The organism is Intestinimonas massiliensis (ex Afouda et al. 2020) (assembly GCF_900626285.1).
Taxonomy (GTDB): Bacteria; Bacillota; Clostridia; order Oscillospirales; family Oscillospiraceae; genus Flavonifractor; species Flavonifractor massiliensis_A.
In genome coordinates this window covers 1,994,178-2,009,224 of sequence record NZ_LR131147.1, presented here as the reverse complement: position 1 = coordinate 2,009,224, position 15,047 = coordinate 1,994,178, and the positions used below count along the sequence as shown (strand labels likewise).

12 protein-coding genes are annotated in these 15,047 nt (G+C 47.0%); 2 read left to right on the top strand and 10 right to left on the bottom strand.

The genetic code is table 11. The features are described 5' to 3' along the window. Positions 1 to 97 precede the first annotated feature (97 nt). Together E0E41_RS10070 and E0E41_RS10065 are read left to right on the top strand one after the other, a co-directional pair. Complete coding sequence (locus E0E41_RS10070; protein WP_130869788.1) at positions 98 to 433, top strand: helix-turn-helix domain-containing protein; 336 nt, start codon at positions 98 to 100, stop codon at positions 431 to 433. Positions 434 to 574: 141 nt separating this feature from the next. Further along, positions 575 to 1,090: an SLOG family protein gene (locus E0E41_RS10065; protein WP_130869787.1), complete on the top strand. Its 516-nt coding sequence runs from the start codon at positions 575 to 577 to the stop codon at positions 1,088 to 1,090. A gap of 235 nt (positions 1,091 to 1,325) precedes the next feature. On the opposite strand, the gene E0E41_RS10060 is transcribed toward E0E41_RS10065, so the two are convergent. From E0E41_RS10060 to E0E41_RS10015, 10 genes are all read right to left on the bottom strand, one after another. Beyond that, positions 1,326 to 2,702 carry an MATE family efflux transporter gene (locus E0E41_RS10060; protein ID WP_130869786.1) on the bottom strand — a complete coding sequence of 459 codons (1,377 nt, stop codon included), beginning with the start codon at positions 2,700 to 2,702 and terminating at the stop codon, positions 1,326 to 1,328. Beyond that, complete coding sequence (locus E0E41_RS10055) at positions 2,695 to 3,144, bottom strand: MarR family winged helix-turn-helix transcriptional regulator (protein ID WP_130869785.1); 450 nt, start codon at positions 3,142 to 3,144, stop codon at positions 2,695 to 2,697. The genes E0E41_RS10060 and E0E41_RS10055 overlap by 8 nt, the downstream gene beginning before the upstream one ends. Before the next feature lie 308 nt (positions 3,145 to 3,452). After that, entirely contained in the window at positions 3,453 to 4,064 is a 612-nt protein-coding gene (locus E0E41_RS10050) for a hypothetical protein (RefSeq protein WP_130869784.1), read from the bottom strand. A 74-nt stretch (positions 4,065 to 4,138) separates the two neighbouring features. Further along, entirely contained in the window at positions 4,139 to 6,187 is a 2,049-nt protein-coding gene (locus tag E0E41_RS10045) for an ATP-dependent DNA helicase (protein ID WP_130869783.1), read from the bottom strand. 29 nt (positions 6,188 to 6,216) lie between these two features. After that, entirely contained in the window at positions 6,217 to 7,611 is a 1,395-nt protein-coding gene (locus tag E0E41_RS10040; protein ID WP_130869782.1) for an NYN domain-containing protein, read from the bottom strand. Between the two features lie 56 nt (positions 7,612 to 7,667). Further along, positions 7,668 to 8,300 carry a hypothetical protein gene (locus tag E0E41_RS10035; protein ID WP_130869781.1) on the bottom strand — a complete coding sequence of 211 codons (633 nt, stop codon included), beginning with the start codon at positions 8,298 to 8,300 and terminating at the stop codon, positions 7,668 to 7,670. Between the two features lie 7 nt (positions 8,301 to 8,307). After that, the gene (locus E0E41_RS10030; protein ID WP_130869780.1) at positions 8,308 to 9,183 is read right to left on the bottom strand and encodes a hypothetical protein; all 876 of its coding nucleotides are present in this window, start codon (positions 9,181 to 9,183) and stop codon (positions 8,308 to 8,310) included. A 28-nt stretch (positions 9,184 to 9,211) separates the two neighbouring features. Next, on the bottom strand, positions 9,212 to 11,281 hold the full coding sequence (brxL, locus tag E0E41_RS10025; protein WP_130869779.1) for a protease Lon-related BREX system protein BrxL: 2,070 nt from the start codon (positions 11,279 to 11,281) through the stop codon (positions 9,212 to 9,214). Beyond that, positions 11,278 to 13,884, bottom strand: coding sequence for a BREX-1 system phosphatase PglZ type A (gene pglZ / locus E0E41_RS10020; RefSeq protein ID WP_130869778.1), 2,607 nt, complete (start codon positions 13,882 to 13,884; stop codon positions 11,278 to 11,280). Before pglZ ends, brxL begins: the two co-directional genes overlap by 4 nt. Before the next feature lie 32 nt (positions 13,885 to 13,916). Continuing rightward, a complete protein-coding gene (locus tag E0E41_RS10015; RefSeq protein WP_165450536.1) occupies positions 13,917 to 15,035 on the bottom strand; it encodes a DUF4238 domain-containing protein in 1,119 nt (372 codons plus the stop codon). Positions 15,036 to 15,047 lie beyond the last annotated feature (12 nt).

Below are 15,047 nucleotides of genomic sequence, written 5' to 3'. Positions count from 1 at the left end.
CGTTAATCCATAGTGCCGCTATTAGCGTTTCTGTATAACTATGCCTCTAACCCATATAATTATTATAAGCGTTATAGAAAAGGTGTAGGTACGCGCTATGATTGACAAGCGAATAGGAAAAAGAGTAAAGCAATGCAGAGAACGGCTCGGTCTTTCGCAGGAAGAGTTTGCGGAAAAGACAGGGCTGACAGCAAATTATATTTCCACGGTTGAACGCGGTATGTCATTCCCTCGCTGCGAGAAGTTGATTATCCTTCTCAACGGACTTGAGGTTTCGGCTGACGCGATCTTTTGTGACGTTCTGGATCACTCGACGAGCTACAAGGCGTCTGAACTTTCCGAGAAACTTGACTCGTTGCCTCCACAAGCACAGAAACGTATCTTGCAGATGGTTGAGCTGATGATTCAGCAGGAGACCTCGGGTAATGGCTAAGTTCGTCAAGGACTGCGTGTTTTTTCACGCAGTCTTATTTTTTTGCCATTTTTCGACCGATTTCTGCATATCTCCATGCTATACTATGTATTAAAGACATAGAGACAACCTTTAATACATAGAAGGAGATGGAGAACAACCATGAAAACTTGCGCCTTTACCGGACATCGCCCGCAGCACCTCCCGTTCGGAATGAACGAGAATGACGAACGCTGTGTCAAGCTCAAGGAGGAACTGAAAGAACAAATTATCAATCTTATCGAGGCAGAAAATGTCACGCACTTTATAACCGGCATGGCTCTCGGTGTTGATCTTTACGCGGCTGAGATCGTGCTTGATTTGAAGGCTCGTTATCCCAGCATTACACTTGAGAGTGCTATTCCCTGCGAAACTCAGGCGGTTAAGTGGTCGATGGCACAGCGAGAACGCTATTATGACATTGCTGCGCAGTGCGATAAGGAAACCATGCTCCAATGCCACTATTCGCCTGATTGCATGGACAAGAGAAATCGGTATATGGTAGATCACGCCGATTATATTCTCGCAGTATGGAATGGATGCCCCAGCGGTACCGGGAACACCGTGAGATATGCTCACAAAAAGGGCAAGTCCATCATCGTCATCAATCCGGATTCCCTTGATGTCACGCGGGAATAAGGCAAAAAAATCCCTTTTGAATCAAGCATTGTGAAAACCGTAAAGTATTTCCCGATAACGAATACACATTGCACTACTCAACTTTTCCTAACTAATTTTGTTTAGAAATTATTCCCTGCCGAGTATGTAAATCCTTTGATTATTTGATATATCCATATTATCCTGCCTATATAAGCTAATGTTATCATTTTGTTATCGGTATTGATAACACTTGCTCAGTAGCTGTGGATAATAGCTATATGCTATGGCTTAAATTATAAGCGAGTTTTTTTTGCTTTTTTAATTCTATACCCACCAGTACAACAGATAGCACAAACGCTGAAAAATCAGCAACAGGCCCCGCTAGCAATACTCCCATAATTCCGAAACGAAGCGGGAGCAGCAGGGTAAGCGGAATCAAGAAAAAGGTCTGCCTTGTTAATGCCAACAGAGCACCTCTTAACGATTTTCCTATTGCGGTAAAAAAACTGGAAGAAAGCAACTGCACACCATTTACCAACACCATGAAAAGATAGGTACGCATGAACAAAACAGCAAATTCAAAATACAGCTCGTCCCCGTCTCCGAATAGTGAAATGATAGATTGCGGGAAAAATTGAAATGCGATAAAAGCAATAGTGGAAACAACAAGATTCCACTTTATTGCAAGCATGTAAGCCTCCCGTACCCGATGATATTGCCTTGCTCCATAGTTGAAACCGATAATCGGCTGTGTCCCTTGCGAGATTCCTACAACAATCGCAAGGATTATGGCATTTGTTTTCATAACAATTCCGCAAGCTGCCAAGGGAATATCCGTTCCATATTTTGTTAATGCGCCGTAATAAGTCAACGAATTGTACTGAATGATTTGAATCACGGTAACTGCAATCTGGTTTGAGCTGCTGCTTATCCCCATGTTGCAAATTTTCAGGCTTTCTTTAATGTCCAATAAAAACGACTCTTTTTCAAAATGGATTGTTTGGAAACGCCATAGATAACGGAGTGCGAGTATGAAAGAAAAAATTTGCCCAATAACCGTTGCCCAAGCTCCGCCGGCAATTCCCCAATCGCAAACAAAAATAAAAATGGGGTCAAGAATGGTATTGATAATAGCTCCCACAACCATGCAGACCATTGAATACTTTGGTTTTCCATCTGCTCGAATCAAATTGCTCATACCATTCGTTACAATGAGAAACGGCATTCCAATCAATGTTATGCGGGCATACTGCTTTGCATATGGAAATACATCTGTCGTTGCCCCAAATGCCTTTAGGAGCAAAGACAGAAAAGTTTCTCCAACCAGTAAATAAATAATTCCGAAAATTCCCATCAGAACAATACCATTTCCCGCTGCTTTGGCGGCAGCTTTCGGCTCTTTGCGTCCAAGACAGAGGGAAACACGGGAAGCACTGCCAATTCCGACCAGTAGTGCAATGGCAAGGCAGATGGTAGAAAACGGGTAGGCAACATTGGTTGCTGCATTTCCCAAATAACCGACCCCTTGACCAATAAAAATCTGATCCACAATATTGTAGATTGAGCCGACAAGAGACGCCACAATACTGGGAACAGCAAAATTTTTCAACAGCTTTGAAATTTTTTCATAGCCCAGAGGATTTTCAGTCATTGAACTCCTCCCCCTTTTTCTCTATATGGAGTTCCGATGTGATATTTCTGCCCGCCTGTATTAAGAAATCCATAAAAAGGTTCTGCTCGGATTCGCTCATACCCTGCAATAAAAGAGCTTCTGTCTTTTCGCATATCATCTGTATCTCGTCAATAATAGACAATGCTCTTTCTGTAGGATACAATTTACATGTCCGCTTATCCTTATCATTGGGAGAACGTGTAATCATTCCCTGCTTTTCCAATGTCGCAACCGTCCGTACAATATTGCTTGGATGAACATAGAACATATCCATTAAAGAATCCTGTAAAATGCCAGGCGAACGACAGATTTTGATTAAGAACATATATTGACTGTTGTTGATTCCATAGGGGGCAAGTTGCTTGTCCAAATAGATTTTGTAAAATCGGTCTGTTACGGAAAGCCATTTTAATAGTTGCATAGATATATACCTCCAATCAGAACGTATTATACATCAATATGCGTGCGCACGCAACTACTTTTAACATTATATCTGCCGCTTTGTCCTCCTAAACACAAATCAATTCTACTCAGTGATTATCGGAAACGTGTACGGCGTATGCTGCCCAGTGAACATCTCCACGGAACACATCAATTTTTCACGGCTTCGCAAAACGGAAAGTGTCACCTTATGAACAGTCCCTTGCCGAGAGAAAAATAAATCGCTGGAAACGGAAACGCCCCCGGCACTGTGCGTCTGGCACAGTGTCGGGGGCGTTTTTTCGTGTCTTAGTTATGAGCCAGTTCATTTAGGAGCAGCTTTCGATAGTCCACATCCAAGACGCAGCGATGGAAGTCCATCAAACGGTGTTCGTCGAACAGCTTTTCACAGAGCTTGGTCAGCGGATGATTCATCAGCTTTGCAGAAATGCCAGTCTCGTTGAAAAACCTTGCCCATGTGAAGACCTCTTCTAAATCCTCCTGCCCAAGCGTGGCAGGAATGATGGCGTTGCAGAGACGGACAATGGGGCTGTCCGCAAATCGCTCTGCCACTTCCTTCGGTGTGCATTCATAGCGGTCACACTCAAAGGAAAGCGCATCCTCAATTTTAAGATAATTTTCGGTTTCATCCCGCGTCAGGGTTATGGTGTAGTCTCCCATACCGGACGGCACATCAATATTCTCCATGACATCAAGCTCGAAACGGGAGCCGCCGATGATCGCCTCAAAGGAGAAAGACTGACAGATTACTGCTGGGTTTTTGTCTATCTTGTCCTCATTCAGAAATGACAGCGGATTATACTCTGTCAGTTCCCAGTCGATTTTTCCTCTCTCTGTTTGCTCGGCAATCTGCTGGATCAGATGTCGTTCTTCTTCGTGCAGATTTTCATTGTACAACATGATACACCTCCGTTTTCTGATTGTCGTTTTTGGGGGGCTGTTCTATGCTTCCGAAGAGAACGCCGTTTCTATCATCATTCCTTGGCTGAGGGCAGACCTTCGTAAAACTTCCTCAGTTCGTCCAAACTGCTTGTCCGATTTTTGATAGGCAGGGAGTCCCATGTAATGTCATGATAGCGTTCCGGCGGCTCGTCCCGCAGTCTTCGGTCGATAATGCAGACAATGCCGGTGTCTGTGAAATTGCGGATCAATCGCCCGATACCTTGCTTGAGCTTGATAATCATTTCGGGAACGCGGACATCCATCAGAGCGTCCTTTGCGACGGAACACTTATACTCGATAATTGGATCGGGGACAGGGAACGGAAGCCGGAAAATGATGACATTGGAAAGGCTTTTTCCTTCAATGCTGATACCTTCCCAATATGCACCCGTCCCCAGAAGCACGGAGTTCGTATCTTCCTTAAACTCAAGCAGCACCTTGTCCTGCGACGATCCCGGCTGCTGCATCAGGATTTTGTACGGAAGATTTTTCTTACTGAGAATGGAGTAGACCTCTTCCATGTCGGTCTTTGCCGTAAACAGCACGAGTGCCTTTCCATTGGAAATGTTCAGGATCTCAAGCAGCCGCTCCACGCCCTTTTCAATGAAGGCTTCATGTTCTCTGGTCGGGTGCGGGAGATCGTCGCAATAGTAGATCATGGCGTGTTCATCGTATGGATATGGGGAAGGCTTTGGCTCGGATAAGCAGCCGCGATCACCAGCGGGAAAGCCGGTATTGCTGATAAAGTAAGAATACTGTTCTTCCAGAGACCCGCTCGTGGCGTTCGTCAGCGTGGCAGAGGTCAAGATGGTTCTTTCATCACCATTGAAGTATAGGCGGCTCACAATTTCTTTTGTGTTTTTAGGGCAATAGACGAGTTCCGTGTTGCTGCCGTGCTGCTCAATCCAGATCAACATATCATCTATCCGGTCAAGAAACTCTGAAAGGGACTCGCTGACGGCATCCAAATCATCAGAGGCAGCAAAGGAACGGTTGTTTCTGAAATCCATGCTGGAATAAATCTGAATGCTGGACGAAAGGTTGTGTATGGCGGCGTTCATCTCGGTAAGCAGTTCAATCGCACTGCCATTGTTGTCGAAGAAAAAGCGGTCAGCGTAGCGCATATTCTGCTCTGCCTCGTTGATCTGCTTTTGGACTTGTGCTTTCAGGCAGTTATAGAAGGCGATGATTGCGCTCTCTGCCTCTCGCTTTTCACCTGACACACTGCTCTGGTCAAAGGATCGCAGCTCATAGAATGCGCTCTTAATCATTCCAAAGAGCATACCTTGCCCGAAACGCTCCGTTGTGGCACTTCGCACCTTATCATCCAAGTTGTGTGCTTCATCCACGACAAGCAGATCAGCGGCGGCGTTAATCAGCCCTTCCTGACCGCGCCGGAGTTTCATGAGATGCTGGGTTAGAAAATCCTGATTGCACAGTACCACTCCATCCGTAAACTTTAATGCTGCGCGGACTTTGTAATACTTGCACTTCTTTTCACAGGAGCCGCAATTCTTCATGCTGAACCGCTGCACATTTACCTTGTCCCAGACGCCCTGCGGCAAAACCTCCGGGAAATCCTTGCGTTCCTCATACCCCTGCTGGATTCCTTCTTTGAGCGCGTCCGGTGGGTCAGCCTTCGGGTCACACATATATTCATCTGCGCGTTTGTTGCAGAGATAATGGGTCTGTCCTTTTGCGAGGATGACATCTCTGTTCAGCCCAAGAAGGGGCATTACCGCGTGGACATCGCGCCAGAGCTGCTCTTGAAGCGCAATGGTCGAGGTTGCGATGATAACCGGCTTGTTCATGCGTTTGCTGTACAGCAGCACCGGCACAAGATAGCCAAAGGACTTTCCAATGCCCACGCCAGCTTCAATCGCAAAATGCTGATCGTTTATGAGGGCGTCCACAATCTCAAAAGACATATCCTGCTGCCCCTCACGCATTTCCAATCCATGCTGCGGGGCTTCATCCCAAAAGAAGGTGCTGACTTGCTCACTCATGGAGTACAGCTCTGCCTTTCTGCGCTTTTTCCGTTCCTCCGATGTATTGAATCCAAAATAGAATCTGTTGTCCATCCACATTCCTCCCGGAATAGAAACCAAGGCTATCCACGTTTCAGTTCAATGCTGACGTTTCCGTTCTCGTCGATGGTCAGCGTCATGTGCCTGATGTGCTTCTCATAGAACTGCCGCCGCTCTGCGGGCGACATTTCGATCCTCGTGTTTCGCAGAGCTGCATCAAACATATCGTTGACATTCAGGTGAACGGAGTTGTCAATCCAGCGGTACATCTCCTTGAATAGTGCGTTTTTCTTGATGTCCTCGCTGTTGCCGGAGTAGAAGTCATCCAGATAGCAGTAGAATATCCCGGATTCTGCAAGTGCCGCTTTCATATCCGGTCCGCATTTTTCCCGCTCTATCATGACAAGGAATCTGGCGTCCGGCAAGGAAGAGATAAGCCCCCAGTAGTCGGAATCGCTTGAGACGATGACGAAGGAATCCACTTGCTTCTGGTAGTGTTCCTGACAGGCTCTTGCGGTGAGCTTGATGTCTACCAGTGATTTGTTCTGCTTGATCCGCTCAATCATGATATGTTCAACGGGGATGCGGGTGTAGTTTTCGAGAATGCGCCATGCCGTAGCAGTATGTACGTCATCAAAGAGAATGATCGCCGTAATTTTCTGCATGACTTCATAATCAAGGTTTTTGAGCGTGGCGCACAGCTTGTACGGGTCAGAGTTTTCGCAGTCCACTACCAATACGGTTTTCTCGCTGTCATCTATGAAGTCGTAGATATTGTTTTTTACAAAAGCCCCTGCATCGGAGACTTTACTGTATTCCGTGAAGGCGTCGCAATGCCATTGATAAAGCAGGGTAGCAAACTTCTTATCATTATAGAGGACATTACCCTCGTCCATCGGTACCCAGTTGATATACATTTGATAGGGGTAGTAGGAGAGACTTGCGTAATAGATGTCCGCAGCATCTTTCGTTCCGTCCTCTGTCAAACCGTTTGGCATGATGAACAGCTCTTTTATGTACGCCCAGTTAATCCAGATTGGAAAGAGGCTTTTGCAGTTGTTAATGCGGTCTGAAATCAGCCGGTTGATCTCGATAATGTGGTGGCAGAGCTTTGTACTCGACTTTTTGATAAAGTTGATTCCGTCATTTGAAAGCTGCTGCATACTGGAAGCCGGGATGGTCTCTGGCATTGAAAGGAGCCCTCGATACTCCATTCGCATGATGTCATTTATCTTCCGGTAATTGCGTTCAATGGCGGTGCGGATGATACATAGATTACGAATGATGCGGGCATTTTTATCCTGCTCAAGCCGGTTGTATATCTCTATCTTCGGCGGCTCGTGTTCATTTTGAAAAATGCGGAGCGGGACGCCGATCAGGTAGGCAACCTTCGATACAAGTTCATAGGTGCTGTCTTTGTAGGCAATCTGTTCTCCGTTGTATTCGATACCATTCTGATTGAAAGAAGGGTTATCCATGTGCGCCTCCTATCACGTTCAGTCGAAAAGCAGTGTGTTTGTTTTCATCCTGTGCTTTACAGTCCGCCTCCGCCTTTATTTCCGCCAAACTCACAGCCGTGTGTATGATCATGCCCATAATACCACCTTCCATAGCGATACCCATAATGCGGAGGGCAATTTGCGCAGTCACCGGTACAATGTCCGTGGTGAGACTGGCTTTTCTTATCCAAAAGACTTCCAACCGCAAATGCCAACCCGAGCTTTGAGAAGAATCCGAGCTTTGGCTCCTTTTGCTTCGGTTCGTCAAAATCGATCTCATCTTCTACGGAAGGGGCTTCGTTCTCGTCATCTGCAAACACAGTCACATGATTGCGCCTTGCTACAAGCTCAAGAACTTCATCGTCTGCGGAACCCCAAAGGTCTTCCAACTGCTCCTGCGTAAAGGTGCATTTTGCAGATTTCAGTAGTTCATTCATGGCTGATATATCGCAGCAGCCGGAAAGGTCATAGATTTCATCTGGCGTGAACTGGACACCATAGGCAACCGCTTTTTTTATAAGCCGTGATGCTGCCTTCTCATCCATATACTCCTGCGCGACCTCGGAGACTTCGGCGGATGCACCAAACGAGGTCAATGAGGACATCTTTTTAATCTGCGTGCTGGTTGCCCAGTCGTAGAATTTCTCATAATAGGAGTCCCAATCCATTCATCAATCACGCCCTTCCAATAATTTCAGGAGTTTCCTCCACGGGCTTTGGAACAGAAAAACTCATGTGATGCTCAATAGAACATATTGTTCCTCTCAATTTGCTGCCTGAGCTTTCGTCTGGAACGAAAACCGCCTCACCTCGTTTCAAGGTGCGATCCTCCGTTCGGTAGAACTTTTTCGTGTTTGTTTCATCCAGCTTTACAAGGCAGTAAACATATACATGGAAATCATCTGCTGCATACGGATCATGTTTTCCAATCGGGTCACTACCACTTTTTGGCGTGCATTCGGGAGATGTCTCACCCCCAACATTCTCTGAGGAATCATCTGGGATGATCTTTTCATCATCCTCGTTTTCATTAAAGCTATTGGACTCCACTGTATCTATTGCTGCATTATATTCTTCCTCAGTCTCATAGTCTTCTGGTGAAATCCCGTAGTCTGAGCCATCTTCACAGTAATCACGCCATCCGTGTTTTTCCCTGCTTAGAGCCTCATTATATTCGTCTCTTGTCTCATAATCGTTTGGATCAATACCGTATGCGCTGCCATCTTCACAATTCAAACGCCAAGCATAGCGATTATCACGGGGAGCCATGTATGCGGCTGTGCTAATTGGTAAATCATCATCAGAATCAAAAGCTCCCATTGCGCCAAGGACACCGCCAAACTTGATGATGTCATCGGTGTCCTTAATTAGCCCCATGCCCATTGCAGCACCGGTTGCAGCGTATGGATCAATTTTCTTGCTACGTTTTGTCCCATTTTTCTGCCTACGTTTTGCTGCAAGATAATCTAAGGTCATTGCTCCGGCAAGATCAATCAAGGTATCTATTACAGGAATGCGCTCACGTTTTTTTGACCGTTTTTTCTTGGACATGGGTACGCCTCCTTCCAATCAGCGGATGTCACTCAACGCCTAATGCTTTATAAACAGCGTCTTCCGCACTCTGATAGAAAATCAGGTTGAAGCAGCCGATTAGATCGGCGGGAGCTGTTCCGAGGTCAGCCGCAGAGGTAATGGGAAGAAGCACCTTCTTTGCACCGCTATCGAGGCAGACCTGAAGGGCATTTGCAAGCTCGTCCACCTTGAGCATCGTTCCGGCAATGCTGATCTCGCCCAGCACCGCCAGACTGCTGAGGGTCGGTTTCCCAAGCGCAATCGAGCAGAGTGCAATCAGCGTGGGAAGCGCAAGTTTCTCGGTCATGCCGATGCCCTGCAAATCCTGATAGTTGATGATATAGTCCTTTGTTGTTGTGCTAATCGCGCCGCTGATGCGGTTGCCGTTTGCTTTCAGATAGTTGAATGCGGTATTTGCCGCTTCCTTGCACTTTCCGTCAGAGTTCAGTCCCGTCCGCTCAAACTTGCCGTTGCCGGGAAGCATCTGCGATTCCAGACGGAAGACGCCGATCATGCCGCTCTTTCCCTGAGAAACCGTATAGACCTGACCGGGATTGCACATTCCTTCGGGGATGAGTTTTCCGCCGCCCTGTTCCGGGACAGAGACGAAATGTTCCTCAAAGGTATCGTTGTCAATGTACGAAAAATTGACGTCATAGAACTCCATACCGCCCAGCTTTTTGAGCTGCTCCTTGACGCGGCGGCGCATTTCGAGCGCAAACTTGAGGATTTCTTCAAGCTGTTCTTTCGTGAACTCCCCGTCCGGATAGAGCAACTTGATCATTCCGCCGACCATCTTGCGGACGGCAATGGTATCGCGCTGATTAAGGTTTTTGCCGAGGCGGAAATACTTGTCCAGCGCATCGCCGTACTGCTCCTTGCGAAGCTCCCGGATAAACTCTGCCAGATAGTCGGTGATGAAGCCATAGTCGTTGGTGAAATGCTCCGGGCGGAACTTCGGTATCTCCCAACCGGGAATATAACAGTGCATACGGTCAAGGAATGCTGTGTCCGTTCCCATTTCGGGAGGGAATGGGTCAAAGAGGCTGGACGTTTTCAGCAGCACATCCACGCTCTGATTGATGTTGCCGACGAAGACCATAGAAGCGGTCGCGGCTTTTTCTTCCTTTCCACGGGCAAAGGAGCCGGATGCCATATAGTCCTTCATGATCTGGATGCCGTCTTTGTCCTTGAAATTGATACCGGCAACCTCGTCAAACGCCACGCAGTCCCACAAGCCGACCAAGCCGACCGTTTTTCTGCCCATGTTGTAAAACAAATTGGCAACGGTAGTCTGACCGCCGGAAACAAGGATGCTGTTCGGGGAGATTTCTTTGTAGATATGGGATTTGCCGGTGCTTCGCGGACCTAACTCACAGAGGTTGAAGTTGTTCTCGACAAGCGGCAGCATACGGGCAAGCAGAAGCCAGCGTTCGCGGTCGTTTAACTTGTCCGGTTCCATACCGATGGAGCGAAGGAGAATCTTGATCCACTCTTCTTGCGTAAACGCTTTTCGCCCCTGCTTCAATTCCTCAATGTCCACATGAGGCATCTGAATAGGCGTGAGCTTATGAATGAGTATTGGGGATCTGCGCTTATCCTCTTCCACATATTCATATTCAAGCTGGACAATGCACCAGATACCGCCGCAGAGAAGCCGATCGTATTTAGTCGGGTAATCCTCAGAGATAGGAATTGCTTTGATTCCGAGATTGGAAAACTCCGCCTCATAGCTGTCCGTCTTAATGTTGAGATTAACCGTGATCTTGTCAATCACGGTATAGCTGCCTCGCTGACGGAGGACAGAAAGGATCTTCTGCGCCTCGTCGGGGCGGACGTAGTTTTCAGCCAGAATCCGCTTGACGTTTGCAACGCCGGTTTCAATGACATCCTCGTCATCGGAACTGCAATACTGTCCAAGAAGAAACTCAAGGACATAAACGGGGACATTTGCCCCTTCCTTGATTTTCTTTGTAAGGTCTTTGCGGACAATCCTGCCGTCGAATACCTTGCGCAGTTTGCTGTCGATTACAGCGTTTGCATCCTCTGTTGATACCGTTTCAATATACTCGCTCATTTTCTGTTTCTCCCCCACAGGTCAAATCCGAAGTCATCCGCAAAGGCAATGTCAATATGGAACTCAGCCTCTTCCGGGACATCTGTATCATTGGCGATAACAAGGCGGTAAATCTTGTTTTTGTCATAGGCACCGGCTTTCAAATTGAGGCGCACACGGAAGACGCGCTCGGAAGCATTTGTGCTTGTGCGGTCTGCAATGACAGTCTGACGGTCACTGATGACCACGCCCTCATCATCCGTCATATAGATGTAGTAGGTGCAGGGCTGAATCTTTTCTCCGACCGGCTGACGCTGGTAGAAATCCAGAGAGAATAGCAGGTTGGACACCTTGCGGCTTTCGCTCAACAGCTTCAATTCTGCGTTGGAAACCTCCACATACTTCTTGCTCGTGGAGCGCAGATTCTTGAAGCTGATAACAGGCACAACAAGCTCCTGCAAACTGATACCGCCGTGAACATAATTCTCACCGCCACCAGAAATCCGTATGCGTGTGGAATCAAAAGGCGTGTAGCCCTTGACCGGAGTACCGACGATCTCACCGTCAAGCTGAACCGGCACAAGGTACTCTGCTGCTGCGGAGGGTTCTGCCAGCACATACCGCCGTCCACTTTCATAGACCTTGCCGCTGATTGCATCCTTGCCCAGTTTATCGCCTTCGGTCAAAGGACTGTATGTGTAGAGGAAACCGTGATCTGCGGTGATGAAAATGTCTGTACCCTGCATATCGTTGATGACAATACGAAGAATGTTGGAAAGCTCCTGCATAGCGTCTTCGCAAGCCTCAAACACCTTTTTCTCAGTTGGAGCTTTGTCGCCAATGGCATCAATCGTGTTGTGGTAGATATACACGACTTCTTTGCCGCTCACAAGCTCACGTCGCTCGGCGCGTTTCATGTTCAAAACATCTGTGTATTGAACTGCCACGCTGTTCATGTTAGCAGCACAGAGAATCTTGCCACGCTCATCAGTAGAGCGGGTGGGCATTTCGTCCACGAGAACATCCATGCTGTCATTGACAGACAACTTTCGCCCCGGAAGGAGAGCCGCCATACCGAACTTTGTGATTGAGGGAAAAACTGCTTGAACAGCATCGAGCTTCGCTGTTCCCTTGGTTGTCCGGGTGATGGTATCGCATAGCTCCGCAGCAACTTCATATCTCAGAGCGTCGGATATGATCACGAAGGCGCGGGAGTTTTTCCCCGCAAGCGGCTTAACATAGTGAGAGTAGAAGTCTCTTTGCTTGCCGATCTCGGACACATAACCCAATGCGGCAAGGTTGTCAGAAATTGCTTTTGTCCAGCAGCCGGTCAGTTCCTTGAGGAACCAGTTCTGATACAGCCCCTCAACGTAATCTGCCGCGTGTTTCAGCTTATCTTCCAGAAGCACATTGCTGTTCTTGAGAGTGCAGCCGAAGGCATAGTGGAAGTGCCGATAGAAGCTATCCATCTCATACGCCTTTTCTGCATAGAGCTTCCAGATTGCTTTCGGTTCTACGATATGGAAGCCTGCTGCATTCTCCTGATAAAAATTCTGCATCTTTGCAACATAGTAGAGGCAGTCATAATAGTTCTCGAACCGCTCAATCCATCCGGAGGTACGGCGGTTTTCAGCCGTTTTCAGCATCAGCTCGGTCTTTACCACATGATCTGCGATTTCAGAGAAGAAACGGCTCAGAATGACCTCGTGAATGGACGGGAAAATGTCTGCTGTCAGCAGCGTTTCAATATCCTGCTTATCAAATCGAGATGCAAGATGCAACTCCTGCTCCACACTGCGGCACAGTTCCCAGAGCGCATCGTTGTCCTCGCGGTTGCGCCATTCATGGACGATACTGTAGCAATACGCCTTATTGGAATCAGAGATGAAGCGTTCCAAGCCCTTGAGAACGCTGGGATTCATCGTCTGCGCAAGGGCTGTCAGCAGCACATGGGCGGCGAACAGGTCAAGCGTATTTCCGTCCTCATGGATATAGCCCGTGTACTTGCGGACAAGCTGCCAGAAGGCGTCAATGTTACCGAACTTCTTGATATTGCTGAGAACGGCGTTGTTTTCCTCATCCTGTCCTGCAGAAAGGACAGCAATAAATACATCCTGCGCAGAGCCGCCGTTTAGTCCTGCCAGCACAGCCATAATGTCAATATGAAGCTGCAACGGTGTATGGTATTCTCGCCCAATTCTTTTCAGCCTTTCAATCCGCTCTTTGCTGTCAAAGAATTTTGCGTACATTTTTACCGTCTTGCGCATCGCCGGACTTGCCTCGATATTCAGCTCATTCATGCGCGTAGAGATAAGGTCGGAGCGATATTCTTCACTGAACTTCTCAATATCCAGCAGCCAATTATCCTTTGGATCAGCATAAGAGAAGGGATTATAAATCAGGTAGTTCCCTGAGAGGTCATCGTGCAGGAGCAGTTTTTTCACGGCAAAGTTGTTCGTCCCGGTGAGCTTGATGATTGTTACATCAGGGATGGAAAGCTCATCAAGCATAGACTCGAACTCCCGGTCCTCGTCCTGCCAGAAGATGATCCGTCTTTGATAGAACTCAGGCAGAGGGGCGGCAAAACGTTCTATTAGATCAAATTGTATGCGTTCTTCGGACATTTTTCTTTCTCCTTAATTGCGAATGACAGCCATTACGATAAGTCCCTGTAACGCGAAATGACCGTTTGAACTTTGTTTCGGCTGATGGCTTGGTTGAAATAGGCAACTGTGTTACGATCAGCATATCGCATATCGACAATATTGATCGGAAGATTGCCAGAGCCTATGAACAACAGATACTTGGGAGACAACGGGAAGATATAGCCGTTCATGTTCTTCGATTCTGGAACGCTATGATATTGAAACGCTGGATTATCCGAAGTGATAAAGTCTCCGGCATCGCTGTAAGCCTCAAATAGAATCATTTGGAGCCGCTGACTTCCAATATCCAAGAATGTATGGAAATGACCGCCTTTGTTTTTATATAGCATTCGGTATAGTTCTGCATACCATAAGCCATCTATAAAGTCATCAGCCCATCCTTCAATTTCGTTCCCGTTGCTCTCGCCAGACTGTGTATTAGATTCACCACGAAAAGCTGGTAAGAGTATATCGTCTCGAATCCAGCTATATATACCTGTCCCATCAAACCGGGGATTTCGACAAAGCATCATAAAGAAAAACGCAAGCATATCCTTTGCTGTTTCCATAGAAATGTGCCTCTCGCTTTTCCCATCAATTCCCGATTCATCTGAGTTCATTTCAGTGATGAACTGCTCCAATAGAGATTGCCAATGCGTTTCAAAATGCGAATCCAGACCATCTTCAATCAAATAAGAGTTGATGGCATGAATATCATTCAGGATGGCGTTCTTTCGGGCGCGATCTCCTGTGTCATAGAAGAAATCCCACTGGTCAATCTCTTGGATATGCTTGCGAATGCTTGATTTTGTTTTAATTACACTATAACCAAGTTTTCCATAAACAGGCGGTGTGCGCTTTATTCGCAGGATCTCATATATCTGCTCAACAAAATCAGCCAGTATCTTTGGGCAAGATTGTGTGATGTAGCTGTGGGCAAAGTCAACAGTATATAGTCTGGATTCCCAAAGTACAGCAGTTATTGGCGTTCCATGTCCACGTTTCTCATCGTGGTCAAGTCTGTAAACGCCTTGTATCTGCTTGTTTGGTTCTTGATCTGTTGTGACTGATGTTTCCCACGCTTTGAGGTATACACGAGGCACATAATGCTGCTTTTTTGTTGTTCCCACAGTTACACTCCT